Source organism: Companilactobacillus bobalius, from assembly GCF_009764355.1.
This window is the reverse complement of the sequence record NZ_LNUA01000029.1, coordinates 1-26,347: the sequence shown is the minus strand read 5'-3', so window position 1 is coordinate 26,347 and position 26,347 is coordinate 1. Positions and strand designations below refer to the sequence as shown.

The following is a 26,347-nucleotide window of genomic DNA, read 5'->3' as shown; positions in this document are numbered from 1 at the left end:
AAAATAGAAAACAATTGATACTTGTTTAATCTCGGCTGACATAATTCGTTCAGGCGGGATTTTCTATTTCAATAGAGTTATTGTGAAAAATTTCTGATGATTTTACTTGAAATTCAACGCAAAAAATGGTTGAAATATATTAATAATTCCTTTACAATAATAGGGTTAATAAGATAAGTTAAATTGTAACGGGAAGGAGGGTTTTTAGATGTCACAAAATACACATAAAGGTATGACTGGCCACCGCCGTCCTGTAAACCAAAAAAATGGTGCAGAAAAACGTGCCCGTACACAAGCTGTTCTTGACTTCCTAAGAGGTCGCGACGCAAAAGAATCTAAATAATTAAACAAAAAGAGCTAACGAATTTAATTCGTTAGCTCTTTTTTTGTCCTGTTAAATAATTGTTATTTCTTTACGACCATTGCGTTTAGAATGATATAAAGCTTTGTCGACTCGAGAGTAGAAGTCGTTAACTGAAACGTCCTTTTTGCTAATCTCAGAAACACCAACTGAAATAGTGATGTGAATCTTATTTTTATCGACATCTACTTCTGTGTGATTGACCGCTTCAAAAATTTCCTTGACGATTGCTTGAGTCTCTTTGACGTGATAATGGGGGAAAATAATATTAAATTCCTCACCACCGGTACGATATAACTTAATACTCTTGTCATTTTTTGCGAGTACAGTCTGTACAACCTCGACCACTGTCCGCAAAACCTTGTCCCCAGCTTAAATGTCCATAAGTATCGTTAATGCTCTTAAAATGGTCAATATCGAACATCATCATAGTGAATTTTCCATCCGAAATGACGTTATCTTTGAAGAGTGAACGAAAATCAATATCGAAGGCATCATAGTTATAAGCATGAGTTAACTTATCATGTGTGGCATCCCGAAACAGAGCGGCTCTCGATTCCAAATCGGTGTAAAGAATTGCAATGTAACCGAAAGTAAATAATTCAATGATGAATAGATAGATAACTTGCCGGAAGAACATTGGATTGCTGATAGAGAATTTTACTTTGACGAAGAACCAATAAGCAAATCCCGAAATCAAACTAACAATTAAATAGGATAAAAAAGGAAACTTATTTTTAGTGTGGTTTTTGATATAGTTCAGTGAGTAATAGAAGACTATTAAGACAATTGCTAAACACCATGATTCCCAACTGGTTAAAGCTGAGTTAAAGGCCATAAAGGCAACAACGATTGGTCCGAATAAATGGTATTTAAAAGGAACACTTAGTATCACAGTGTAAAAAATGATGGAAACTAGTTGAAAATTAACATAGATCCAAGATTGATTTTTGCCGCGAATCGAAAGTTGCATGATGAATAACAAAGATAAAATATAGATAATTCCGAGAATCGAACGTAGGAGATATCTGTCAGTATTTCTACGCCGAACTTTTAGAATTAATCTAACCCCCGCAAAGAGTATTTGAAAAACAATAAAGGCTCCCATGATAAAAAAGAGGCTAGCGATTAAAGGTGCGTTATCTAGAAAAATTTTAGTTAACAAAACTATGTTTCCTCCTGGAACCTTACAATTAGTATTTGTTATAAAATAATTATAATCATTTTGCTCGAATAAATTAATAGACAAATATAGTAATTTATTGGAAATTTTTACCAAAAAAGAACCAATAATTCATAATTTAACGAATTATTAGTTCTTTAATTAATCAATATCAGGTCGATGTAGTTTGTGGGTCATGATCAAAGCAACAATTAAGAATCCTAAACATGCTAGGAATCCAGCTTGAATGCCAGTGGCTTGATTAACTGTACTACCGGTCATAACTTTGTCAGCTAAGGTAATAACAGCAATGATGATGGCTGTTCCAAAGGAAGCAGCTATTTGTCTTAAAGTATTGAAAGTTGCCACGCCATCGGAAATATATTTCTTAGGTAGAGAACTTAAAGCGTGAGTTTGAATAGGTATCAAAATCAAAACTAAACCTAACTGACGAATGGTTTGTCCAACGGTTAACATCAAAACTGAAGCATTAACGTCAATAACAGCTTGCATAAAGGTACCGAAGCAGTCGATCAACACTCCTGTGACCACGATTCGTTTGATAGGATATTTATCAAAAAGTCGACCACTGACAGGGGACATGAAGCCAGTTAAAGTTGCTCCGGGTAATAGAGCTAGTCCAGAAATCAGAGGACTTTTATGAAGAATGGTCTGAATCATTAGTGGTAAAAGAATAGTGTTACCGTACATAGTTAAAACAATCAACATATTGATAACAGTTGCAAAGGTAAATTGTGAATGCTTAAAAATTTCGAAATTAATAATTGGCCTGGAAGATTTATTTTCCATAACTGAAAAGATAACGATCAGAATTAAACCAATTACGGTATAACCTAAAACGTTGAAAGTGAAGAGGTTCGATTGTCCGATATTGGAGAAACCAGTTAATAGGAAGAGAAGTCCAAAACTGATAGTAATCAAACTGACGGTATCGAATTTAGGATTCTCGGTTGTTTCGATTTGTGGCAATAGGAAGATTGATAATAAAACGACGACAATGATGAATGGTAGGATCAGGATGAAAAGATATTGCCAAGCAAAGTACTCTAAGATTACTCCTGACAAAGTTGGTCCGATAATGGGGGAGAAATTAAAGGCTAATCCAATAATCCCCATAACGGCTCCTTGCTTGCTCCTGTCGGTATATTGCATGGCGAGAACGTTGACTAAAGGCATCATCATACCAGTACCAATGGCTTGAATCATCCGACCGACGATAACAAGCATAAATGAATTGGCTATGGCACCCAGTAGAGTTCCGACTAAAAAAATGGAAGAAAAGGCAATGAATAAATGTCTAAAAGAGAATTTCTTTATAAAATAAGCACTGGTAGGGATCATGATGGCATTGACTAAAGTGTAACCATTAGTTAACCACTGAACGGTGGAAGAATTAACGTTGAAAACACGCATGAAGGTTGGTAGAGCAGTATTCATTAATGTTGAACACAAGACACCGAAGAAAGTTCCGAAGACCATGATGTACAGTGATTTTTTGATTTGTTTTGACATAAGTTTGAACCCCTAAAATCGAAAGTAGTAACCTATCCATTTTAGTTATCAAATTTGTTATGGTCAAATCGGATTCTGATCATTAACTTTTTTCTAAATTTTTGAAACAAAAATAGCAGTATCTACTTGGAATTGCCGACACATGGAGTTAAACCTCCGAATGTGATGTGTTTGTCCTAAGTAAATGCTGCTTTTATTTTTAATTTTATAGATTCAATTTAGTGTAGACATCGCTAGGCATGTCTTTCTTGAAGACTTCTTTATATGAATAGACGTAACTGCCTTTTGTATCAAGTTTTAGGTAATGGCCTTGCTTTAATTTGCCCATACCCATGAATTCGATGGGATGTTCTTTACCATCTTCATCGTAACTTTTCAATTTGTATGTGTAATTGCCGTAGCCATCTTTATCCTTAGCATCTTTATTATCAATCTTTACATATCGAGGTTCACGTTTGACCAAAATATTGTAGTTGTTAAATGCCTGTGAAACCTGACTAGTGTTGTCTTTAGTGTAGAAACAAGCACCTAAATATCCTAATCCTATAATAACAATACCTAAAAGAAAAACCCTTAGAAAACTTCTCATTTGCGTTACCTCCTGAGAAATATACTAAGGGATTTAATTATTTTTTTACATTTGATCTACTTACATTATTCTTACAGATTTGTAAGCCGGTTTACCACCAATCAAAGTGAAGTGTGTAGTCTACAATCCTGTTGAATAAGTCTGCTAAAATTTTCATCATAATCAGCGCCTCCAACATAGATAAACTTTAATTTCTACTTATATTATAGTTCTTGTTGAAAGCGCTATCAATAATTATTAACCCCAAACTTCATCTTGAATGGATTTAACTAATTTTAGTTTGGCCCATTCTTGTTGTTCGGTTAGAACATTGCCTTCTTCGGTGGAAGCAAAGCCACATTGAGTTGATAGCCAAAGACGATCTAATGGCAAATATTGACTGGCCTCTTTAATACGATTGATAACTTCTTGGCGATCTTCGAGTTCACCTGATTTGCTTGTGACTAAGCCTAAAACAACTTTTTTATCACCAGAAACTTTGGCAAGCGGTTCGAAGTTACCGGCACGTTTAGAATCATATTCTAGGAAGTAAGTGTCGACATTCTCTTTGGCAAATAATGTATCAGCAACAGGCCCATAACCACCGGAGAAAGCAAAATCAGAATGGTAGTTACCACGGCAAACATGAGTATTGATGGTTAAGTCTTCGGGAAGATTTTCAATAGCTTTGTTGTTCAACTCAAGTAGAATATCTTGAATACCTGAGTTGGCATATGCTTTACCGTCGGGGGTATTTAAAAAGCTCTCATCTAGGAATAATCCCCATGAACAGTCATCCAGTTGAATGACACGAGCACCTTTATCGTAGAAAGCCAAAATAGCGTCATGATAAGCTTTTTCGATGTCTAAATATAAATCATTGATATTTGGGTAAAATTCTTTGATTTTCTCATCATTGGTTCCACGGATGAGTTCAACATAGAGTTGTGAGGGGGCGGGGATAGTTTGTTTAGGTTCGATATCTAAATGATCAGTTAGTGACTTGAGAAATTCAAAATCCTTGATGAAAGGATGAGTTTCAGGATTGAATTTGATATGTCCAGATAGGATGGCAGTATCGTCACGAGTTTCTTCATGAGCAAAATGATAACCCTCACCATAATGAATATGGTCAATGCCTTCAAAGCCCCAGAAGAAGTCTAAATGCCAATATGAGCGACGGAATTCTCCATCAGTAGCGTAGTCTAAACTTGCAGCAACTTCTTTATTAACAAGATCTTTGATGGCTTCGTTTTCAACGGTTGTTAGTTCTTTTTGAGTAATTTGATTATCGAAGTAGTCTTGACGGGCTTGCTTAAGGACGTCTGGTCTGAGAAAACTTCCTACATGTTGGAATCCAATTTTACTTGCTGTTTTAACTGTCATATTTAAATCCTCCTGGGTCTATTTAATCTTTTGTGGTATTGGTTGAATGATGAGTAGGGAATAGGAATACGAATGTTCTGCAAACATTCCCATAACTCTCTCTAAGATGACAAAATCGTTAAGAGATAAAGGAAATACGAATGTTCTTTGAACATTCCCATAACTCTCTCTAAAACGACAAAGTCGTTAAGAGAGAGTAAAAAAATAATCGTCCCTACAATACAGAATTTATCTGCACTGTAGGGACGATTACTCGTGGTACCACCCTAATTTATATTTTGTTTGCACAAAATACCTCAACGACACTGTCATGTCCGGGATGATATCGCATCCTTGCGTATTCCCAGCTTGCACTAGGATAAGACTCCAAGCTCATCTTCAATTAATTGTTCGTTCCGTCTTTTCACTGGCTGACGGTCACTGGAAAACTACTAAATTAATTTACTCTTCTCTTCAACGTCTAATTTGATTAAATAGATTTTAATTATTTGATTGGTGAATAAGTTACACCTCGAATTATATTTTGTCAAACGTCTTTTTTAAATACTGTTGGTTACATGCCAAGTAACGAGTCCACTGTATTTACCTGATTCGCTAACGCCGGTCTGTTTCAGTAAGGGGCCAGTATCATCGGTCCAATCTTTTGAGATTACTGTTGTTACCAGTTGATCACTAACAACATCATTTTCGGCAATGGGAACTTCGTCTGAAGTTAAATCATAAGTGGTGCCATCTTTCTTTTTATAAACTAATATACCGTTAAAATTGATGTCGCCTTTCTTTATCGCTGAAGTTGAAACGGATAATTTCCATGGATTACGTAAGCTTGTGACACTAACCGAATAACCACTTTTCCGTTTTAAATATTTATTAGTTGATAAATAATTGATGTCTTGGAAATCTAGATCCTTAGATGCATTCACATCTAAAAATTTATCTTGTAAAACGTTCACGGTGTATGTAACGGTATTCGATTTAATATCATCTTTATCCGTAGCCATAACGGTGATTTTTTGAGTCGTTTTTTCTTTAAAAATATTCCAAAAATCATTGCCGATAATACTTCTCAAAGGAATGGTACCGGTGGCTGATGTATCGGTTGAGTTGGCTTGAGAGCTGCCAGTATACGTTTTACCCGCAACACTAATATCGTAACGGATGGGGTCATCTTTTTTGAAGTGATGATTTTTGTCATAACTAAGTTGTGTTGGTAAATTTAATTTTTCATCAGCATCGTTGTAGACGATATCTATTGGATCGGGATTCTTAAAGTTTAATAGCCAGTTCTTTTGGTATGTGACTGTGAATTCCGGTGTACTGGTTGTTGAAATCTGATTTTCACCTGAGAATTTAGCTGGTTTTTCTGGTACATCGATATCGTGGTCAGTAGTGTTATCAGCAATACCATTGATAACAATATCGGCATTTGTATAAGCCGTATTGCTAACTTTTCCCAAGTTTTCAGCTAATTTAAATTTCAAAGCTTGATCAGTAAGGTTAGTACCGCTGATGTATTCAGTTTTAGTATTTCCGTTTAAACTATTTGTATAGTTTATCGTGGCAATATTGCCATTATTGTCAGGTGTGTAATTAATATTGGTTGGTAAATCAATATCAGCGGAAATCTTGTTCCAATCGGCACGGCTATTTTCAGTATCGTAATTAACGTTATAGTCAATAGTCAGCTTATCGCCATGGGCAACGGACTGATCAGTTGAATCATCTGTAATTACTTTTTCTAAAGTATGGTCAGTGATGGATGTTTTTGCTTCGGCATGGACCAAGGCAGGAATTGATTCGAAGACAACTAGTTTACTATAAACCCCTGTAGAACGCCCATTGGCGCCGGTAAATCCCCAATATAATTTATTGTCTTTAATGTTACCGAAAATACTAGGGTCAACTTTGACGGTTTGATCAACTCGAGGATATCCTCCAAGAGTAGTGGTGTCATTGTTGATAGTTCCGTCTAAATATTTGTCATTGAAAGCATATTTTATTTGTGCCGATTCACCATTTTCGGCATGCTTCCAAGTGAAAGTAACGTGATGCCAATAAATTGGATTCTCATCAGTACCTGCATCAACCAATTGTGCTGCCTTGGTTCCGGAGTGAATAACAGAGGCTGCGGTTGTAAAACCCTTCCAAGCTGAATTAACCTGATTTTGAGCTCCTGTAGCTAGTAGAGCATAGCTGCTTGCCAAACCAGGGTATGTGACGGCGATATGACCATAACCACCACCAGCTCCGAATTGAGAATTTTCCGGATAGTTGGATGGAATAGGATTCTTGTTAGCAGTGTCCCTAGTGTCATAACCGCTTAATGTGTAATAGTAAGTACCTGGACGAAGCCCTCCAGGAACAAAGTTAACTTGAGTTGGACTTTCATCGTGTTGTGAAATTGCGTCATTTTTTTGACTATCAAATTCTAAGGCCATACTGTTTTTGACGGCAGTACTGGCAATATAATCAGGATTAGCAACGGTTGGTTTACTTTCTGTAAGGTAATAATACGAAGTTGTTCCTTTGTCATAGCCATAAACTCCAAGTCCTTGGTAACCAGCACCCATGGCATTGTAACCACGAGGGTCATTTTGTAAAACTAACGCCATACCTTGTCCATTCAAGAGTTCGTTATCTACTGCTGCTCCAAAATATAACCAAGCAGAAACGGTTTGATCTTTTCGAATATCGAGATAGTTTCCTGCCGAGGTGTCTGACCAAGCTGCTCCGTATTTACCTGAACCATCCGCTAAATCAAGTACTTTTCCATCTTTAGCGGTTCGAGCGTAGTTGTATAAAAAAGGATTATCAGTAACAGTGTTTAAAGGCGGAGAAATATTAAAGAACTTTTGAATATCAAGTCCAGCGGGAGCACCGTCGATTGCTTGTTGAGTTTCATCGGCTGAAGTAAGGGTTGTTGTGGTTAAAGAAAAAATAATTACGCTAAATAAAATTGCAATGAAAATAGACATGGGCAAATATACCGAATTTTTAAATACATTCATACAAACGACTCCTCCCTAAAATAATTAAAAATGTAAAGGTTAACAGCCTTATTATAGCAACGATGCGTACGATTAATAGGCTCCTAAAAGTGTGTCACCGTTATATGAATGCTAAAAATGTAACAAGCTCAATCGATTGAAGAGATACGAAAGAATATAAATTTATTTAATTTTATCGAACGAAAATATTATCTATAATTATTGTTAAATCAAGTTATATGGAAGATATTTATTTAATTATCGTTCAAAGAAATAAGAAATTTTGCTTTATGCGTTATAGTATTTGTAACGTCACGTAAGAACCGAATGGATTAAAATTATCGTTACAAAAAGGGTACTATCCTGAATAGGATAGTACCCTTTGAATTTGAACTCTATTTAGTTGTATCAACAATATTATTTGGTTTAAGTCCTTCAATTAAGGCCTTGTTTGAATCGAATGAAGTAGTGATCATATTGTGAATAGCTGTTTCTGTATAAAAAGCACTATGCGGAGTAATGATAACATTAGTTCTCTTAGCTAAATTCTTAATCTTTTCGTTTGGAATGTTATCAACGCTACTCCAAACTTTACCAAAGACAGAGTTTTCATTGTCAAGAACGTCAAGTCCAGCTCCAGCAACTTTACCACTATCTAAGCCTTTAATTAGGGCATCAGTATCGATTAATTCACCACGGGCACAATTAATGATGTAAACACCATCTTTCATTTGTGAAATGGCTTTGTCATTGATCATGTATTTATTAGAATCGAATAATGGAACATGCAAAGTAATGATATCAGATTGTTTGTATAATTCTTCCAAACTATCTACGTATAAACCTTGTTTTTCAATATCATCATTGTGGTAAACATCATAAGCCACAACTTTGGCACCGAAGCCTTGTAAAATCTTGATAACTACACGACCGATATGTCCAGTACCGATAACACCAACTGTTTGTTCACGGTATTCTTTACCAATAGTAGGAGCCCAAGTGAAGTCACCGTTATCGAATTTTTCGTCGAATTCAGGCACACGACGCAATAAGCGACCCATCAAAAGAACAGTATGTTCAGCGATGGCATTTGGAGAATAAACAGGTACATTTGTTAAAGTAAATCCAAGATCATTTAGATCTTTGAAGTTGAAGTTATCGAAACCGACATTACGGATTGAAATATACTTAATACCTAGTTTATTAAGTACTTCCAAAGCTTCTCTAGTGTAAGGTGAAGTCTGTAGTGTTACGACACCATCAGATCCTTCGGCTAATCTAGCTGAGTCAGCTGTCAAAGTGTATTTAGTAAAGCCCACTTCAATATTAGGGTTAGCTTCTTCCCATTTCTTTAAAGATGGTTCTTCGTCTTCACGAATTCCATATGCAAATATTTTCATAAATGGATCCTCCTTCTAACGCACACCTTTATTAAAACAAAATTGTGAAAAAAAAAGAAGCCGAATCCATTATTCGACTTCAGAAATCCAATTATTCAGTATCATAACGATTCAATACATAAATAGCTATAATAACGATCACAGCACCGATTACTTCGGCAAGATTAACTGCGTAATGAAGGAAAATCACACTTAAAATCAATGTAGTGAATGGTTGCACAGCATCAGTGATACTAACGATAGCGGCTGTTGTATATTTAGTACTAATAACCATCAATAGGAAGGCTAGAACGGTACCAAGCAGAATAACTGTACCAACACCTAGGACACTTCCAGCAGTCATCTTAGGGGCATTGACCCAGAAAGGATTGAATACGTTAGAAATCAATCCGGCAATTAACATTCCCCAACCAGTGATTAAAATTCCGTGATATTTGGCAATCAATTTTTGTGGAATCGTAATATAAAGTGCAGCAGTGATACCACTACCGATACCCCAAAGAACGGAAATAAATGGGATAGAGAGATGTCCTAAGTCACCACGAGTAATCATAAGAACAACACCAATTAAGGCAATGACAAAGGAAATTACGTCCACACGTGAAGTTTTCTTTTTAGTAAAGATTATGGCACCAATCATGATAAATAAAGGTGAGAGGTACTGTAGAATTGTTGCTGTTGATGAGTTACCAGTTTTAACAGCGTGAAAAAAGGTAAACATATTAGCTAATAAACCAAAAACGGAAAAACTAAGTAGTGTTAGAAAATCTTTTTTATTTTTAAAGACAGCAAAGAATTCCTTTTTAGGTAAAACGACTAAGCCAACTGCTAACAATAAGATACCAGCTATAAGTGTTCTGGTACCAATAAACCACATTGTGGGAATATTCAAGTTCTTAGCAACGAACTGTAAAACGGTACCTGAAACTCCCCAAAGAGCAGAAGCACAAAATGCTAGCCAGAAACCACGATCAAGGGTTTTCTTGGCTAACTTTTTACTTTCATCCATTAAAAAACATCCTCCTAAAAAATCAATACTTTATTATACCTGTGGTTATCGAGTTTTGACTATTCTTTTTTTTATATCATGGTGTTTACCAAGAATAGGTATGTAACGGAGGTAGCTTTAAACGGGCATTCTTTTGAATTGGTACGTACCATATTTAAATAATTATGAAATCAATTTAACTTAATTTCGATGATTTTAACTTGATAAGAACTATCCGGTGCGCTTACCGTTACGATATCATTGACCTTATGATTTTCCAGAGCACTACCGATTGGTGAAGCAAAGGAAATCTTATTTTCAGTCAAATTGGCCTCTTGTTTGCCGACCAATTGATAGGTAACTTGATCGTGATCATCTAAGAATTCAACGGTTACGAATTTACCAATATCCAGTTTGTCATTATCAGCAGGGACAACGACATCAGCGTACTGAAGCTGTTTATATAGAAAACGTAAACGACCTTCCAAGTGACCAAGATCCCTTTTGGCAGTTGAATATTCAGTGTTTTCAGAACGATCACCCAAAGCAGCAGCGGCGGCCAATATTTTAATCTTTCCGGGACGAATTTCTTTTAAATGTTTAATCTCTTGCTCAATAGCTTTATATCCAGCAGGAGTCATCTTATTAAATGTTGGTTCCATTTTGAAAAACCTCGATATATTAATATTTCTAAGTAGAAAGATAGTTCAAATCCGGTTTGAACGCAAGAGTAGAGTAAGGGATAAAGTCATAACAAAAAATCTCTCCAACTCATCAAGAGTCAGAGAGATTATTATTTGGTTTTATAGGTTAGCATCCATGTTGAATGTGAGTTTTGAAAGATTAATACCCTTTGTATAAAGTTCACCAAAGAAGTCATGTGTCTTGTCTCTCATTTCCTTAACAACCTTTTGGTTTCTATCAGTTAAGAATTCAACTAATTCGTCACCTGAGTAGTTAGCTGCAAGCTTATCAGTTTCAGCAACTGAGGCACGTAATTGTTGACGAATATCTGTTAAGTAGTCGATGTCGTCTTGGATGAATTCACTGTAGTTTGATTCAACAAGAACAGATAGAGCGTTATACATCCAGTATGCATCCTTGAAGTTAAACTTGAGTGAAGCGTCGTTATATGAATCGTCTGTTTCATTCATGTTTGTGTAGAATGGAATGTATGGTGTGAATGTTGGGAATCCGATACATAACCACATGATAGCAGCGAATTCTTCAGGAACGTCATTTCTGATTTGAAGAACGTGTGAGTTTTGTGTTCTGTTCAAACCGATTGGACGGTAACGATGTTTGTCATCTTCTGAAGCATATGGGCTATATGGATCATATGGTGTTTCGTTGTAGTGTGAACCAAGAACATATTCAATATCATCAACAGTGATCTTGTGATCTGTCTTCATGATGAATGGTAATTCACCATCTTCTGGATCTTGTTGGATCTCAGGATTGAAGTATTTTTGACCGAACCATACACGTGGTGTGTTGTAGTGACGATCTTTAAGATTATCTGTACCAAAGATATGTCTGAAGTTAAAACCAGTCTTGTCTGTGTTCAAATGATTCTTTTCAACAAATTCTTGGATTCCTTCTGACCACATGAATTCATCAGAGTTATCGAAATCAACTTGTTGGATAGAAACACGGTTAGCACAAACAGCATAACTGTCATCAGGGATTCTTTGAGCTACCCAGTGATGACCTGTAACGATTTCCATGTACCAAACATCGTCTTTATCACTGAATAGAAGTGAGTTACCAGCTGGTGAACCAAATTTCTTGATAAGATCACCAGTGCGTTGAACGGCACCTTTAGCTGAATCAACATAAGGAAGAACCATACGAACAATAACGTCTTCGTCCATACCATCTTTAACTAATGGGTCAAAAGCTAAAGCACGTTCGTTACCGTAAGTACTTTCAGTAGCTGACATAGCAACGTTCTTACCATTGATACCACTTTCGTCATAGTAACCGAATTTCTTGTAGTCAACGTTAGGAACTGCAGGCCATTTGTAACCATTTTCGGGAACTTCAGACTCGAAGCCATTTAACCATGATTTAACTTTGCGACCTTTTTCACCTTTAACAGCAGGGTTTAATACGAAACTGTGTGGGGCAACGGCAAAAAATGTATCGTCATTTCTGGCGATCATTGTTGAACCGTCGATACTGGTGTTTTTACCAACTAAGATAGTTGTACAAGCGTCATCTAAATGATTTTTATTCATCTCTTAGAATTCCTCCTATTTTATACTGCTTTCATTCTATCATAGATAATGTTCAATTAATCCAAACTTCGCCTTTAATAACTTTCAGAAAAGATGTTATAATTTTCTAAATATAGGAGGGGCAATAATGGATCTTAATATGAATGATAAGAGCGATTCTTTTTTTAAGAATCTGCTATTAGGATTTCAACATTTACTAGCCATGTACTCAGGAGATATCTTGATACCGATCTTGATCGGTGCATCTTTGGGCTTCAGCGCTAAGGAAATGACATACTTAATCTCAGTAGATATTTTTATGTGTGGGGTAGCCACACTGTTACAAATTAAACGAACACCTTTGACTGGGATTGGATTACCGGTTGTTTTAGGATCGGCGGTCGAATATGTAACACCGTTACAAAATATAGGACATCACTTTGGAATAGCCTATATGTATGGCGCTATTATCGTGGCTGGTATTTTTATCATGTTAATTTCGAAAGTATTTGCCAAATTAAAGAGATTCTTTCCACCAGTTGTTACTGGTTCTCTAATAACTTTGATTGGGTTTACTTTGATACCAGTAGCTTTCCAAAATATTGGTGGTGGCGACGCTACTGCTAAGGGTTTCGGTAACTCAACTAACTTGATTCTAGGATTTTCAACAGCATTGATTATCGTTGTCGTAAGTATTTGGGGTCGTGGTTTTATTCAACAAATTGCGGTTTTAATCGGTATTGTGGCTGGATACTTAATGGGAATTGGTATGGGTCAGATAGGTTTTGCAAGTGTTGGCTCAGCACACTGGTTCCAAATCCCACGTCCATTTTACTTTGCAACACCTAAGTTTGAATGGTCATCAATTCTTGTTATGCTCTTGGCAGCTTTAACATGTATGATCGAATCAACTGGTGTTTACTACGCCTTGGCTGAATTGACAAAACGTGATTTGGATGAGAATGATTTGCAACGTGGATACGCATCTGAAGGGTTAGCAGCTATTCTTGGTGGTATTTTTAATACCTTCCCATACTCGACTTTCTCACAAAATGTTGCGGTTGTTCAATTATCAGGAATCAAGAAAAATAAACCAGTTTACTTCTCAGCTTTTCTATTGATCATCTTAGGCTTGATCCCTAAGGTTGGGGCGGTAGCTGAGTTGATTCCCAATGCTGTTTTAGGTGGCGCAATGTTGATTATGTTCGGTACCGTTGGTATTGAGGGTATCAAGATGTTATCTAAAGTTGAAATGAATAATAATAATATTATGATTATGGCTGTTTCAATCAGTTTGGGACTTGGAGTAACGGTTCAACCAACCTTACTTCATTTCTTACCATCAACACTACAAACTATTTTAAATAATGGTTTAGTTGTCGGAAGTTTTTCAGCAATTATTTTGAATTTACTTTTGAATTCTAATAAAAAAGAAGCTTAAAATTTTTCACAAACTTTGGTCATATTTTCATCACATTTAGTACGTATACTTATCGATAAATTAGATGAGCATACGTATTTTTTTACGCAAAGGAGTGATAAATATGACTGAATATAAATACATAAGTACCGTTTTAAATAAATTTGATATGCCGTTGGAAATTAAGCTGGCAGTACCGAAAGAAGAAACTTTTGACCAAGATATTTTGGATCAAATTGTTAAACAAGTGGACACTCAGGTTAAAAAGTATGATGAACTGTTTTCGGTAGAGAATAAGAATTCCTTTTTAAGCAGATTTCAAGATGGCGATGAAGCAGCACTGATGATTTCGGAAACCTTTAGAGAAGTCTATGAACAGACGATTACAGCCGAGCAGATGACACAACATTACTTTAGCTCCTACTATAATGGTAAATATGATCCGGTAGGCTTGTTAAATGGTTGGATCATTGATCAATTGTTCAACCAATATTTGATTAAGTTACTTGGCGTGGACAATATTGATGGAGTGTCATTGAGATGTGGTGAAGACGTTCGTTTGGCTAGTCGACCTGATATTGATTTCAACTGGCGCATTGCTATCAAAGATCCCAATAACCTGGATATCTTGTTGGCAACTTACTTTTTGCAAAATGGAGCAGTTTCAACTTCAAATGAAGTTCATAGTTTAAGAAAAGAAACTAGCAATGTTGAACAAGTAACGATTGTAACTAATAATGCATTAGATGCTAAGATCTGGTCATCAGCTGGAATCTCAGCAGGTACTAATAAATTTCCTGAATTCATCGAAAGATACCATTTAACTGGGATGATTGTTGACAAAAATCTTGGTATGGAAAACTTTCGCGATGGGTTTACTGACAAAGTAGCTTTGAGGTGAGATGTGTAACGACGTTATACATCTTATTTTTTTGCCATTTTATTCTAATTTTGGTCATAAATAATTCAAATTCGACCGATATACTTTAAGGTGTATTAAGAATTAGAAACCGAGGTACACCAAATGAAAAATGAAAAGTATTATTTAAACACTAAAACAATCAATCAAATGAATATGAATTTTTTAATTAAATTAGCAACACTAACAACGAATGCTACCGTTATGGAACTTTTAAAAGTGACGACTGAAAGAATCGATGAACGTCTTCAAGAAATTGACCGTCAATTTTCTGCCTTTAGATATGACTCTTTAGTATCCAAATTTCAACGTGGAGATCAGAAACCTTTAACGTCTTCCAACGACTTTAAACAAATTTATAACACCGCTATATTGTCCGAACAAATGACTAACGGAATCTATAAACCGTATTTTGCTGGAAAATTTGATCCTTCAGTAATAGTTAAGAACTGGGCAATTGAGCAAGTCTTCGATGAAGTACTTAAACCACTTTTGAAAAATCCTGAAGTAGTAGGAGTTTACTTGAGTGGTGATCGAAATATTAAATTTGCTACCAAACAGAATTCTGATTTTCGCTGGGAGATTAATATTCCCAACGCTGAAAAAGATTTGACGACTTATTATTTGAAGAATGGTGCTATTTCAACTTTCGAAAATGATGAATTTTTGGGTAACACTTATAAAATGAATCAAGCTGATAATCATCAGACAACTGTTATCAGAAGTAGCTTGATTGAGGCTAGTATTTGGGCTTTAGTTGGTTCTTCATCTAAGAAGGAAGAGTTCATGTCCTTCATTAAACATTACAATTTGACGGGAATTACTGTTGATAAACAGGACAATGTTTTGAACTTCAATTTAGGCTCGATTATTGATAATAAAGAAATAGTATTAAATAAGTAAATCTAAAAAAGGGCTTCAATAATCTGAATGTGAAAACTCAGATTATTGAGGCCTTTTTTTTGTACTGAAAAACTTACTGGTATGGCATTTGTTTTGAAATTATGAATTTTCACTATTTAAGGTAAGTTCAATTTTGCATACTCATTTAGAAAATGTAAGACAAAAGTCGAAATGAAAGCGCATTCCAATTTGCTATTTTCTGGGCTAATCTATAGACGTGGAGCGGAGGTGAAATATTGGATGACAGGGAAACAGTTGTATTAAAGCAAATAATTCATTTTCAGGTTAGTAAAAGTTTTGAACTGGAACGTAAATTAAATTTAACACCGAGACAACTTTCATATTCATTGAAAAAAATAAATATTGAATTGAAAAGAAATAATTTATCCTCGATTACTAGATCTAATTCAGGACAATTCTTTATTCCCAATGAATCAAAAAACTTTTTAGAAAAACAGATACAGAATATTCCCGATACAAATAGATACTTTAACGAAGACCAAAGAATGTACCTAATTATCTTGTACCTTCTTACTAGCGGAGAAATAGTTTCATTAGTTCATATATATGAGTTTTTAAATGTAAGTAAGACAACGGCCACGTCAGATTTAAAAAATGCTAAAAGATACCTTAAAAAGTACAACTTGGAATTAATATATTCGCGAAAAGATGGTTATAGAATAAATGGTTCAGAATTGAAAATTAAACAAATCATAAATGAGCTGGTTGCAATAATTCTACGTTTCGAAGATGGTATGGAATTGATTGTGGAAATATCCGATATTTCAGTAGGCTCCATAATTCATTACACGCATAAGATTGAACAGCATTTGAATATTACGTACTCAGATCAATCGTTTAATCAATTAGTTTATTCTCTAATGATATTGATAGCCAGAAATCGTTCATGTCAGGTTTCAAAGGAATCGTATTTTAAGACAGATATTCGTGATACTAGCGAATATGATTTCATATCTAATGTTATTCCTGAAAAATGGATAGCAAATAAAGACGATTATAAATGGATTTTATTGTTATTCATTTCAGCAAATACTGTAGAAGGACAGATTCAATACCAAAATTCTGATTTATTAAAAATGGTTCATGATATGGTGCAACAGTTTGAATCTTTAACCTATGTAGAAATAAAGAATAAATCGGATTTTGAAAAGAGGTTGGTTGCACATATTCAACCGATGATTTTAAGAATTAGATACGGATTACATTTGAAAGATTCAGGAATTAAGTCAGCTGTAAAAAATGTTAAGAATCATCAGATGTTTGTTGATACGGTACGTCAAATTGTAAAACCTTTGGAAAAAAAATTAAACTCGGCTTTGCCAAAAGATGAAATTGAATTATTATCCTTTTACTTTGGATCTGAACTTGAGAATTGGAAACCAGAAGAGAAAAAAAGGGCTGCAGTTGTTTGTAGTAATGGAGTAATTGTTTCCAGATTGATGTTTAAAAAATTGAGAGAAATGTTTCCTGAAATAAGTTTTGTTTCAGCATCTTCTGTTAGAGAATTTCAAAAGTTTAAAAATGATTTTGATGTAGTGTTTACAACCGTGCATTTAAAGACGGATGCAAGACAATATATTATTCATCCGATTATGACAACCGATGAATCCTTGAATTTACGATATCGAGTGCTTAGAGATATTAGTTTTGGTAATTCAGAAGAAATGTTAGATGGATTAATGAATATTATTAGTCGACATGGACAAATAGATGATGAAGTTCGATTGAGAAAAGAAATTCAACTATTTCTATTAAGAGGACAAGACGATGAAGTAAAGGAAACAGAATATTTACCAGACCTATTAGCATATGTAAAACCAGAGTTTATTAATTTTACCGATCAGAAACTTTTGTGGACTGAAGCATTGGAATTAGCAACGAGACCACTTATGAAAAAAGGAATTGTAACAGATAAATTCCTCAAACAAATTATTAAAGAGAGTTCGTCAATGAGTAATTATAGTTATTTTGGTAAGAACATGGCTATTCCTCACACGACTCCGGATATGGGTGTTAATGGAAATGCATTTGGTTTTTTGATTAGTAAAGAGCCAATAAAGTTTCCAAATAACGCGGACGTTCATATTATTGTTCCATTGGCTGTTGGAGATACAACAAGTCATTTTAAAGCAGTAGAACAATTGGCAAATATAGCTGCTAATGCTAAAGCAATGAAAACATTAATTAACGCTGATTCTAGAAATAAAGTAATCAATGAAATAAAAAGAAGAATTAAGGAGTGAGTTACTTATGGATCTAAGAAATTATCCAAAATTTACAATTATCATGCGCGGGTATACTCAAGAACAAGCCATGACAATTATGGAAGCGATGGATGGGTTCGAAAATGACTTTGGTATAGAAGTTACGATGAATACTGAACATTGTCTTGATATTATCAGAGATGGCTATCTTAAATTTGGTGAAAAATATCAAATCGGTGCTGGTACAGTTATGGACTTAGAAGATACTAAGAATGCCATTGAAGCAGGTGCAAAGTTTCTTCTAGGACCTCAGTCATTTACTAAAGAAATGATTGATTATGCGCATGATCATGGAGTAGTGACTGTTCCCGCTGCAATGACTCCTACAGAAGTAACTGGGTTGTTCGAAAAAGGAGCAGATATTGTAAAAATTTTTCCAGCTTCAACGGTAAGACCTGATTACTTTAAGGCAATTCAAGCTCCTTTAGGTAAGCTACCCTTGATGGCCGTCGGAGGAGTTTCTTTGGAAAATGCCGGTGAATTCTTGGACAATGGCTGTGATTATTTAGGAATGGGATCAAAGCTATTTAATAAGGAAGATATTAGAAATGAAAACGTTGAAGGGTTGGCCAATTCTTTAGCAACATTTGTAAAAGATTTTAAGAAAAGAGGAGCACTCGTTTGAAGGTAGATATTGATTTAGATAAAGCATTATTTCTTCCACATATGACCGCGGATGATAGCACTGATGTTATTGAACAACTTTCTTCTCAGCTTTATGAAAGCGGTTACGTGAAGAAGGATTATATAAATGCTATTAAAAAAAGAGAAATGGAGTATCCAACTGGCCTCCCATCAAAGAGTCCGGCAGTGGCGATTCCCCATGCGGATTTTAATTTAGTTAATAAGACAACTGTGGCGGTTGGTACCTTAGAGACGCCAGTAGAATTTCATGATATGGAAGACATAAAAAAAACAATTCCTGTTCAAATAGTAATCATGCTTGCAATTGGGGAGCCACATGGCCAAGTAGAAATGCTACAAAGAATTGTTGGAATTATACAGGATGAAAAATTACGGAATGATATTTTGAATGCTAATACATCAGAAGAATTATTGAATCTAATTGAACCATCATTGTTAGGAATTTTAAATTAATATTTGGAGGAATTATATTATGCCAGCACGTATATTAGTAGCTTGTGGAAACGGAATCGCAACATCAACAGTTGTTGCTTCAAAAATCAGAAGTTTCATGGAAGACAAAGGTTTGCCTGTAGATACTACTCAAACTAAGTTAATGGAAGTACCCGGTAAAGTTGAGGGTTTTGATTTATTAGTAACGACAGGAGAATTTGATGGAAAAACACATGGTGTACCTTACGTTAAAGGAATGCCAATTTTAACCGGAATAGGGGCAGACAACACTTTCAATGAAATTTATAAGATTATAAAAGAAAAAGAAGGTTAAATTACGATTTAACTATCAGGGGGTGAATAAACATGCATATTATAATGGATGTCTTTAACTGGTTGATTGCTGCTGGACCGACGGTATTATTACCAGTAATTATCACGATTATTGGTCTTATATTTGGATTAAAGATTACTCGTTCATTTAAATCTGGATTGACGCTTGGGATTGGTTTCGCTGGTATCAAATTGATTCTTGATTTTATGACAACAAATGTTGGACCTGCCGCTAAAGCAATGGTAGATAGAACTGGGGTTCATTTAACAGCACTAGATGTTGGATGGGGTTCAATCGCCGCTGTTACATGGGCATCACCAATTATTGCAATTTTGATTTTTGGAATTCTTTTAGTAAATATTATTTTATTGATTTTAAAGAAGACACATACCTTGGATGTTGATATTTGGAATTATCATCATATGGCAATTGTCGGAGTTATGGTTTACTTCGTTACTAAAAATATTTGGTTAGGTATTGGTTCATCAATTTTGATGGCCTTGATTACTTTCAAATTAGCCGACTGGTCTCAGCCAATTGTTGAATCGTTCTTTGGTATTCCAGGAGTGTCCTTGCCAACAGTTTCGGCTTTGTCATCACTAGTTATTGCTTGGCCTTTGAATTGGCTTTTGGATAGAATTCCTTTCATGAGAAATAATAAGTTTTCTATAAAGGATGCTCAAAAGTATTTAGGATTCTTTGGAGATTCAATGATTATGGGTCTGATTATCGGTATGGTCATTGGATGGTTAGCTGGATACGATCTAATGAAAGTTATGCAATTAGGTGTTTCAATGTCAGCTGTCCTAGTATTGATTCCAAAGATGACTTCATTATTTATGGAAGGATTAATGCCAATTTCAGATGCCGCACAAAAGTGGTCTGAAAAGAGATTTAAAGGTAGAAAACTCTTTATTGGTTTGGATGCTGCCGTTGTTGTTGGTAATCAAGATGTTATCACCACAGCTCTGATTATCATTCCATTGACTATTGCAATGGCTTTGATTTTACCAGGAAATTCAGTTCTACCATTTGCTGATTTAGCTGTTGTACCATTTAGAGTTGCTTTGGTTGTAGCACTTACAAATGGTAATTTGATCAAGAATATTATTATTGGATTAGTTGTAACAGCTTCACTTCTATGGTGTGGTACTGCAACTGCTCCAGTATTAACTGCAATTGCCAAGTCTGTTGGTATTAAATTAGGTGCAAATTCACTATATATTAGTTCATTTGCGGCCACATCAATGATTCAAAGTTTCATCGTATACTTTGCATTCACATGGCATCCACTTATTTCTATACCAGTATTAATCATTGCTTTCGCTGGAATATGGTACTTCTTTGATGGTATAAAGCATGTTAATAAGAATATGGAAATGCAGGATGCTGTAACTGATTAATAGATTAGGGGTAGATATTTTGAAAATTTCTGATATTAAAATTTATAAAGTAAAGCCACGTTGGATTTTTATTAAAATTCTAACTGATGAAGGTATTACCGGATGGGGCGAAATGATTTCAGGAACTAAAACTGAAACAGTAGTAGCCGGTGCTGAAGAGATGGGTAAGAAAATCATTGGACGTGATCCATTTGAAATTGAACGTATCTGGCAAGAGTTACATCGTTCATTCTTTAGAGGTGGTCCTATTAACGGAACAATTATTTCAGGAATTGAGATGGCCTTATGGGATATTAAAGGAAAAGCATTGAATGTTCCAGTTTATGAACTATTAGGTGGAGCTGTTAGAGACAAGATTAGAGTATATTCATGGATTGGTGGAGATCGTCCTAGTGATGTGGCCAAACAAGCCAGAGAACGTGTTGATAAAGGATTTACTGCAATTAAAATGAACGCAACTTCAGAATTACACTATGTTGATTCTTATAAAAAGGTTCAAGCAGTAGTTGATCGTGTTGCTTCGATTCGTGATGAAGTTGGCGATGATCTTGAAATTGGAATTGATTTTCATGGACGTGTTCATAGACCGATGGCTAAAGTTCTGGCAAAAGCATTGGAACCATATCACCCTATGTTTTTGGAAGAAGTTGTTTTACCCGAAAATTGGGAATCATTTGATGATATTGCTAGAGAAGTTTCAATCCCATTGGCTACCGGTGAAAGACTTTATACTCGTTGGGCCTTTAAGAATTTGTTCAGACAAGGTGCAGTTGATATTGTTCAACCAGATGTAGCTATGTGTGGAGGTATCTTAGAAACCAGAAAGATTGCTGCTGAAGCGGAATCATTTGATATGGCCTGCGCACCTCATGCACCATATGGACCAGTTTCATTAGCTGCAACTTTGCAAGTTGATGCATGTACACCAAATGTGTTCATTCAGGAACAAAGTCTGGGTATCCATTATAACCAAGGCTTTGATCTATTAGATTTTGTTAAAAATAAAGAAATCTTCCAATACAAGGATTCATATGTTCAACTACCTAAGAAACCAGGTTTGGGTATTGAAATGGATGAGGATATGATTAAGGATGTAGCTCAACAAGGTTTGGTTTGGAGTAATCCTTCTTGGAAGAACTATGATGGTACAATTGCCGAGTGGTAGTTAACAGGAGGTAGCAACAATGGGAGAATCTATCATAATGATAGTTTTAATAGGTGCCTTGTTAGTATTCGAGTTTCAACAGCAAGCATCAATTAAAATAAAAGCTAAGTCATCAAATTTGAAATACTTAATAGCAATCGTAGCAGCATTATTAATCGTCGTTTTATTTTGGTCACACTCCATGCAATCAAACATAAAAGTAGTTTTAATTGCTGTATTGTTTGCTAGTGTTGCGTTTTATAATCAAGGACTTGGAAATGATAAGGTCGTTACTTACGGTTCATTATCAAAGGCTTCTGATTATGGTAGATATGATCAAATTATTGTTGAACCTGTTAAAAAAGACACTATGGTAACATTTGCATCTAAAAAAGGTGGTAGTTATTCTTTAATGTTTACGGATAATGAGGAATCAATTCGACATTTTATTCGTAAACGCGTTCCTAAAACAGTCAAGGTATTGACTGGAGAAGAGTATCAAAGACAACTAACTATCAAAAATAGAAAGCATAGAAGTTTAGAGTCTAAGCAACTAGAAATGATTAGAAATAGACCGAATAGAAATAAATTTGTTGCTATTAGAAAAAAGAGTTAAATAAAAAAATAAGCTAGAAAAAATCTATCATAGATTTTTTCTGGCTTATTTAAGTAAATTTACTTTTCAGAGTCGTCCCATTCTTCAACAGAGTCAACATAACCATCAGGGTTACCGCTCCAGAAGAAGTCGCCGTACCAAAGACTTCTCTTATCATTATCGAAGCCATTGATTTCTTTCATATCAGCATCGCTTAATTCAAAGTCATAAACATCTGAATTTTGAACGATTCTTTCTTCGTGAACTGACTTAGGAATAGTAATAATACCATTTTGTAAGTCCCAACGAAGGATAACTTGAGCAACTGACTTGTTATACTTGTCAGCAATTTTCTTTAATCTGGCGTCACCTAGAACAGAACCACCACCAAGTGGAGACCATGCTTCAAGTAGAATATTGTTTTCGTCACAGAAGTTCTTGATATCAACTTCTTGGCAAAGGGGATGATATTCCATTTGGTTAACGGCAGGTTTGATTGAACAATTCTTAAGAATATCCTTTAATCTCTCAATATTGAAGTTAGAAACACCAATAGCACGTGCTTTGCCTTCTTTGTAGATTGTTTCCAACGCACGCCATGTGTCCAAGTATGTGCCATCTACTGGCCAGTGAATCAAGAGAAGATCTACATAGTCTGTTTGTAATCTCTTTAATTGACCTTCAAAGTTGTCGAGTGTTGATTGATAGCCTTGGTCACCATTAAAGATCTTTGTTGTTAAAAAGATATCTTCACGTTTGAGACCATTATCTGCAAAGCCCTTTTGTAATCCTTCACCAACACCAGCTTCATTACCGTATTGTTTTGCAGTATCAATAGCTTTATAGCCGTGTTTCAAAGCCCATTGTACAGATTGAGAAGCACCCGTATTGTTTACTTTCCAAACACCCATACCTAATTGGGGCATTTCAACACCATTATTCAAAGTTACAGTAGAATCCAATTTTAAATTCATATTCTAACCTCCTATAAGTATAATTTTAACTCAAATATAACTGTGATACTTGGAATATTGCTTTTCGTTTGGTATAGTTCAATCTGAATGCGCTATCATTAATATAGAATGTATTGTTCCTGGGGGAAGCTATTAATGAAAAATAAATTTACGAACGTAATTGAAAATAAAAACGAAATTAAATCTGAAATTATTAATCTATCTGCTACTCTGAATTTACCCAAGGGAACAGAAGCTTTTATCAGTGATGTTCATGGAGGATATGACCGTTTTTCGCACATTATGCGCAGTGGTGCCGGTAATATTAGTAAAAAAGTATCAGAAGTTTTTTCTGGTAAATTGATGCCGGTCAATCAAATGAAATTATCTTGTTTGATTTATTATCCGTCAGAAGTCCTTAAAGAAACCAAGAGTAAAATTACCGATGCAGATGAATTAGAACAGTGGTATATGGATTCATTCAATAATCTAATTGAGATGTTGCGCTATGTGGCTAATAAGTATCCTAAGAGCCTCGTGCAAAAAGCTATTCAACCGGATTTTTGGAATATTACTGAGAATCTATTGATGATCGATACTAATTTCAAAGATAAACGACTCTATTATCAAGGCTTATTGTCCAGTATTGAACGTTTGAATATGGCCGATGATTTTATCATTGCTATCAGTCATGCAATCCAACGTTTGGCAATTGAGAGGATTCACATTGTTGGAGATATTTATGATCGAGGTTCACGTCCTGATTTGGTCATTGATTATCTAATCAATCACTGGCAAAATTTTGATATCCAATGGGGAAATCACGATATTTTGTGGATGGGAAGTATGGCCGGCTCCAAATTATGTATGCTCAATTTGATCAGAATTTGTGCCCGTTACGACAATCTAAGATTACTAAATGATGCTTATGACATCGACATGACTTCTATGATTAAGTTAGCTCGTCACAGTTATCGTCCACTATCGAATTTTGATCCTAAAGTTGATTTGACTGAAATATCGGAAGAAGATCGAATCACTGATAATTGTGTCCAACAAGCCGCTGCTATTATGCAATTCAAATTAGAAGGTCAAGCTATAAAACGTCGTCCTGAGTTTGAAATGGATGATCGACTATTCTTGGACAAGTTGAGTCAAGATAAGAAGTCAGTCAAGATTGATGACAAAGATTATCCAATCGAAAATGGTTGTTTCCAACTAGTTAATCCCGGAAATCCCTATCAAATTTCACATCCCGAACAAGTCGTATTGATCGATTTAATTAATCAATTCATTCACTCAACCAAGTTAAACGAGCACATGTGGTTTATGTACGATCATGGCTCAATGTACCTTAAGCATAACGGAAATCTTTTGCTCCACGGTTGCGTACCAGCAGACGAACAAGGCAATTTTGTTAAATGGAAGATAGACGGTCGTAATTATTTAGGGAAAGATTTGAGTGACTACTTCCAAGTTATAATGCGGGATGCAATGCGCCATCCCACAACCGGAGATTGTTTCAATTCTGATGTGCTCTGGTATCTATGGTGTGGAAAAGACTCGCCATTATTCGGTAAGGATAAGATGACTACATTCGAACGTTACTTCATAGATGATAAAGAGTTACAAAAAGAAACCTTGAATCCCTTCTATAAATTACGTAAAAAAGAATGGTTCGCCGATCGAGTTAAAGATGAATTTGGAGTGGGAGAAGAAGGACATATTATAGTAGGACATACACCAGATATTGACGAAGAGAATCTTCCTATTATGTCCAAAGGAAAAGTTATTCAAGTAAACGGTGGCCGCCCCAAGATGGAACACAATGGAGGATTCACTCTGTTATACGATTCCTATGGAATGCAGCTATTACAATTGAAACCATTTATTTCCTTATCAACTTCATTGAAAGATTTGAACGATGTGATTTTGAAACGAAAGATCGTTGAAAATTCGGTTGAACGAAAAGTGGTCATGGATACCGATCGAGGAGATAAGATAAAACAACAAATAGCTGATTTGTCGGCAGAACTAAACGATTAGAGAGCGAAACAAACTCGTTTCTACTATAGAGCACAGAACAACGGTTACACTTAAATAGAACGTAAAAAAGGTCCAAGATAATATTGAAGTGCCCTAAAATTGTTAGACATAATCTAACAACTTTAGGAGCACTTTTTTTATGACCAAATACTCTTCAGATTTCAAAGTTAAATTAGTAAACGAATACCTTGATGGACAAATTTCTATACTTGGATTATCAAAAAAATATGGAATGCCCAGTAAATCACCGATTTATCGTTGGGTCCATGAAGCGGAGGCGAATGGACTTGATTATTTGATAAGTAAGAAATCCCATAAAGAATATTCTCAAGATTTCAAATTATCCGTGATAGAATATTATAAATTACATGAGATCAGTCGCCTTGATACTGCAATTTATTTCAAGATATCACCCAGTCAAGTTGATTCATGGATCTATAAATATAATCACTATGGTGTTATCGGATTAAGGCGTCGTCCCAGAGGGAGACGACCGTTAATGGCCAAGAAAAAAAAGAAACAAACACGTTTAAATTCCATAAAAGAAGAGAAATATTAACAAGAGATTCTCGATCTAAAAGCTAAACTACATGATGCCGAAATGGACCGTGATATTTTAAAAGCACTAAAGACCTTGCGAGAAAACGATCACAACTCGAAAAAG

At 35.2% G+C, this 26,347-nt stretch carries 24 protein-coding genes; 13 read left to right on the top strand and 11 right to left on the bottom strand.

The features are described from left to right. Nucleotides 1-208 precede the first annotated feature (208 nt). A complete protein-coding gene (locus ATN92_RS19020; protein WP_256970469.1) occupies nucleotides 209-343 on the top strand; it encodes a hypothetical protein in 135 nt (44 codons plus the stop codon). A 51-nt stretch (nucleotides 344-394) separates the two neighbouring features. Here the strand turns inward: ATN92_RS19020 and ATN92_RS19015 are convergent, their stop codons facing one another. The 10 genes from ATN92_RS19015 to ATN92_RS03875 form a co-directional block, all read right to left on the bottom strand. After that, entirely contained in the window at nucleotides 395-709 is a 315-nt protein-coding gene (locus tag ATN92_RS19015; RefSeq protein WP_056954814.1) for a GGDEF domain-containing protein, read from the bottom strand. Next, entirely contained in the window at nucleotides 672-1,526 is an 855-nt protein-coding gene (locus ATN92_RS19010; protein ID WP_056954812.1) for a GGDEF domain-containing protein, read from the bottom strand. Before ATN92_RS19010 ends, ATN92_RS19015 begins: the two co-directional genes overlap by 38 nt. A gap of 159 nt (nucleotides 1,527-1,685) precedes the next feature. After that, nucleotides 1,686-3,056 (bottom strand): DHA2 family efflux MFS transporter permease subunit, encoded by a 1,371-nt coding sequence (locus ATN92_RS03910; protein ID WP_056954810.1) that lies wholly within the window; start codon nucleotides 3,054-3,056, stop codon nucleotides 1,686-1,688. Between the two features lie 205 nt (nucleotides 3,057-3,261). Further along, nucleotides 3,262-3,645: a YxeA family protein gene (locus ATN92_RS03905; RefSeq protein ID WP_056954807.1), complete on the bottom strand. Its 384-nt coding sequence runs from the start codon at nucleotides 3,643-3,645 to the stop codon at nucleotides 3,262-3,264. Nucleotides 3,646-3,882: 237 nt separating this feature from the next. After that, nucleotides 3,883-5,010: a 5-methyltetrahydropteroyltriglutamate--homocysteine S-methyltransferase gene (locus ATN92_RS03900; protein WP_056954805.1), complete on the bottom strand. Its 1,128-nt coding sequence runs from the start codon at nucleotides 5,008-5,010 to the stop codon at nucleotides 3,883-3,885. A gap of 539 nt (nucleotides 5,011-5,549) precedes the next feature. Beyond that, a complete protein-coding gene (locus ATN92_RS03895) occupies nucleotides 5,550-8,018 on the bottom strand; it encodes a hypothetical protein (protein WP_056954803.1) in 2,469 nt (822 codons plus the stop codon). 374 nt (nucleotides 8,019-8,392) lie between these two features. Further along, entirely contained in the window at nucleotides 8,393-9,397 is a 1,005-nt protein-coding gene (locus ATN92_RS03890; RefSeq protein WP_056954801.1) for a D-2-hydroxyacid dehydrogenase, read from the bottom strand. A gap of 91 nt (nucleotides 9,398-9,488) precedes the next feature. After that, a complete protein-coding gene (locus ATN92_RS03885; RefSeq protein ID WP_056954799.1) occupies nucleotides 9,489-10,406 on the bottom strand; it encodes a DMT family transporter in 918 nt (305 codons plus the stop codon). Between the two features lie 170 nt (nucleotides 10,407-10,576). Then, the gene (gene greA, locus ATN92_RS03880) at nucleotides 10,577-11,047 is read right to left on the bottom strand and encodes a transcription elongation factor GreA (protein ID WP_056954797.1); all 471 of its coding nucleotides are present in this window, start codon (nucleotides 11,045-11,047) and stop codon (nucleotides 10,577-10,579) included. A 141-nt stretch (nucleotides 11,048-11,188) separates the two neighbouring features. After that, nucleotides 11,189-12,625 carry a C69 family dipeptidase gene (locus ATN92_RS03875; protein ID WP_056954795.1) on the bottom strand — a complete coding sequence of 479 codons (1,437 nt, stop codon included), beginning with the start codon at nucleotides 12,623-12,625 and terminating at the stop codon, nucleotides 11,189-11,191. A gap of 127 nt (nucleotides 12,626-12,752) precedes the next feature. Here ATN92_RS03875 and ATN92_RS03870 point away from each other — a divergent pair, with 127 nt between their 5' ends. The 10 genes from ATN92_RS03870 to ATN92_RS03825 all read left to right on the top strand — a co-directional run bounded on the left by ATN92_RS03870 (nucleotide 12,753) and on the right by ATN92_RS03825 (nucleotide 22,705). After that, entirely contained in the window at nucleotides 12,753-14,045 is a 1,293-nt protein-coding gene (locus ATN92_RS03870; RefSeq protein ID WP_056954793.1) for a nucleobase:cation symporter-2 family protein, read from the top strand. 103 nt (nucleotides 14,046-14,148) lie between these two features. After that, complete coding sequence (locus ATN92_RS03865; RefSeq protein WP_056954791.1) at nucleotides 14,149-14,925, top strand: FAD:protein FMN transferase; 777 nt, start codon at nucleotides 14,149-14,151, stop codon at nucleotides 14,923-14,925. 123 nt (nucleotides 14,926-15,048) lie between these two features. Then, nucleotides 15,049-15,846, top strand: coding sequence for an FAD:protein FMN transferase (locus tag ATN92_RS03860; RefSeq protein ID WP_056954789.1), 798 nt, complete (start codon nucleotides 15,049-15,051; stop codon nucleotides 15,844-15,846). 236 nt (nucleotides 15,847-16,082) lie between these two features. Next, a complete protein-coding gene (locus ATN92_RS03855) occupies nucleotides 16,083-18,110 on the top strand; it encodes a BglG family transcription antiterminator (protein WP_056954787.1) in 2,028 nt (675 codons plus the stop codon). Between the two features lie 7 nt (nucleotides 18,111-18,117). Continuing rightward, the gene (locus ATN92_RS03850) at nucleotides 18,118-18,756 is read left to right on the top strand and encodes a bifunctional 4-hydroxy-2-oxoglutarate aldolase/2-dehydro-3-deoxy-phosphogluconate aldolase (RefSeq protein ID WP_056954785.1); all 639 of its coding nucleotides are present in this window, start codon (nucleotides 18,118-18,120) and stop codon (nucleotides 18,754-18,756) included. Next, the gene (locus ATN92_RS03845) at nucleotides 18,753-19,229 is read left to right on the top strand and encodes a PTS sugar transporter subunit IIA (RefSeq protein ID WP_234032527.1); all 477 of its coding nucleotides are present in this window, start codon (nucleotides 18,753-18,755) and stop codon (nucleotides 19,227-19,229) included. Before ATN92_RS03850 ends, ATN92_RS03845 begins: the two co-directional genes overlap by 4 nt. Nucleotides 19,230-19,248: 19 nt before the next feature. Next, nucleotides 19,249-19,542 (top strand): PTS sugar transporter subunit IIB, encoded by a 294-nt coding sequence (locus tag ATN92_RS03840; protein WP_054643972.1) that lies wholly within the window; start codon nucleotides 19,249-19,251, stop codon nucleotides 19,540-19,542. A 32-nt stretch (nucleotides 19,543-19,574) separates the two neighbouring features. Beyond that, nucleotides 19,575-20,945: a PTS galactitol transporter subunit IIC gene (locus ATN92_RS03835; protein ID WP_054643973.1), complete on the top strand. Its 1,371-nt coding sequence runs from the start codon at nucleotides 19,575-19,577 to the stop codon at nucleotides 20,943-20,945. Between the two features lie 19 nt (nucleotides 20,946-20,964). Next, complete coding sequence (gene dgoD, locus ATN92_RS03830) at nucleotides 20,965-22,110, top strand: galactonate dehydratase (RefSeq protein WP_056954784.1); 1,146 nt, start codon at nucleotides 20,965-20,967, stop codon at nucleotides 22,108-22,110. Nucleotides 22,111-22,129: 19 nt separating this feature from the next. Then, a complete protein-coding gene (locus tag ATN92_RS03825) occupies nucleotides 22,130-22,705 on the top strand; it encodes a hypothetical protein (protein WP_056954782.1) in 576 nt (191 codons plus the stop codon). A gap of 59 nt (nucleotides 22,706-22,764) precedes the next feature. On the opposite strand, the gene ATN92_RS03820 is transcribed toward ATN92_RS03825, so the two are convergent. Beyond that, entirely contained in the window at nucleotides 22,765-23,658 is an 894-nt protein-coding gene (locus ATN92_RS03820) for an aldo/keto reductase (protein ID WP_054643976.1), read from the bottom strand. Nucleotides 23,659-23,793: 135 nt separating this feature from the next. On the opposite strand from ATN92_RS03820, the gene ATN92_RS03815 reads away from it, so the two are divergent. Next, nucleotides 23,794-25,683, top strand: coding sequence for a fructose-bisphosphatase class III (locus ATN92_RS03815; RefSeq protein WP_056954780.1), 1,890 nt, complete (start codon nucleotides 23,794-23,796; stop codon nucleotides 25,681-25,683). A gap of 139 nt (nucleotides 25,684-25,822) precedes the next feature. Next, nucleotides 25,823-26,242, top strand: coding sequence for a helix-turn-helix domain-containing protein (locus tag ATN92_RS03810; protein WP_056954778.1), 420 nt, complete (start codon nucleotides 25,823-25,825; stop codon nucleotides 26,240-26,242). Nucleotides 26,243-26,347: the final 105 nt, after the last annotated feature.

What these genes read in the sequence shown, in the direction of transcription:
- ATN92_RS03870 (WP_056954793.1), top strand. Translation starts at nt 12,753, where the DNA reads ATGGATCTTAATATGAATGATAAGAGCGATTCTTTTTTTAAGAATCTG.
- ATN92_RS03835 (WP_054643973.1), top strand. Translation starts at nt 19,575, where the DNA reads ATGCATATTATAATGGATGTCTTTAACTGGTTGATTGCTGCTGGACCG.
- ATN92_RS03890 (WP_056954801.1), bottom strand. Translation starts at nt 9,397, where the DNA reads ATGAAAATATTTGCATATGGAATTCGTGAAGACGAAGAACCATCTTTA.
- ATN92_RS03860 (WP_056954789.1), top strand. Translation starts at nt 15,049, where the DNA reads ATGAAAAATGAAAAGTATTATTTAAACACTAAAACAATCAATCAAATG.
- greA (WP_056954797.1), bottom strand. Translation starts at nt 11,047, where the DNA reads ATGGAACCAACATTTAATAAGATGACTCCTGCTGGATATAAAGCTATT.
- ATN92_RS03895 (WP_056954803.1), bottom strand. Translation starts at nt 8,018, where the DNA reads ATGAATGTATTTAAAAATTCGGTATATTTGCCCATGTCTATTTTCATT.
- ATN92_RS03850 (WP_056954785.1), top strand. Translation starts at nt 18,118, where the DNA reads ATGGATCTAAGAAATTATCCAAAATTTACAATTATCATGCGCGGGTAT.
- ATN92_RS19020 (WP_256970469.1), top strand. Translation starts at nt 209, where the DNA reads ATGTCACAAAATACACATAAAGGTATGACTGGCCACCGCCGTCCTGTA.
- ATN92_RS03825 (WP_056954782.1), top strand. Translation starts at nt 22,130, where the DNA reads ATGGGAGAATCTATCATAATGATAGTTTTAATAGGTGCCTTGTTAGTA.
- ATN92_RS03900 (WP_056954805.1), bottom strand. Translation starts at nt 5,010, where the DNA reads ATGACAGTTAAAACAGCAAGTAAAATTGGATTCCAACATGTAGGAAGT.
- ATN92_RS03865 (WP_056954791.1), top strand. Translation starts at nt 14,149, where the DNA reads ATGACTGAATATAAATACATAAGTACCGTTTTAAATAAATTTGATATG.
- ATN92_RS03815 (WP_056954780.1), top strand. Translation starts at nt 23,794, where the DNA reads ATGAAAAATAAATTTACGAACGTAATTGAAAATAAAAACGAAATTAAA.
- ATN92_RS03810 (WP_056954778.1), top strand. Translation starts at nt 25,823, where the DNA reads ATGACCAAATACTCTTCAGATTTCAAAGTTAAATTAGTAAACGAATAC.
- ATN92_RS03905 (WP_056954807.1), bottom strand. Translation starts at nt 3,645, where the DNA reads ATGAGAAGTTTTCTAAGGGTTTTTCTTTTAGGTATTGTTATTATAGGA.
- ATN92_RS03885 (WP_056954799.1), bottom strand. Translation starts at nt 10,406, where the DNA reads ATGGATGAAAGTAAAAAGTTAGCCAAGAAAACCCTTGATCGTGGTTTC.
- ATN92_RS03875 (WP_056954795.1), bottom strand. Translation starts at nt 12,625, where the DNA reads ATGAATAAAAATCATTTAGATGACGCTTGTACAACTATCTTAGTTGGT.
- ATN92_RS03840 (WP_054643972.1), top strand. Translation starts at nt 19,249, where the DNA reads ATGCCAGCACGTATATTAGTAGCTTGTGGAAACGGAATCGCAACATCA.
- ATN92_RS03820 (WP_054643976.1), bottom strand. Translation starts at nt 23,658, where the DNA reads ATGAATTTAAAATTGGATTCTACTGTAACTTTGAATAATGGTGTTGAA.
- ATN92_RS03910 (WP_056954810.1), bottom strand. Translation starts at nt 3,056, where the DNA reads ATGTCAAAACAAATCAAAAAATCACTGTACATCATGGTCTTCGGAACT.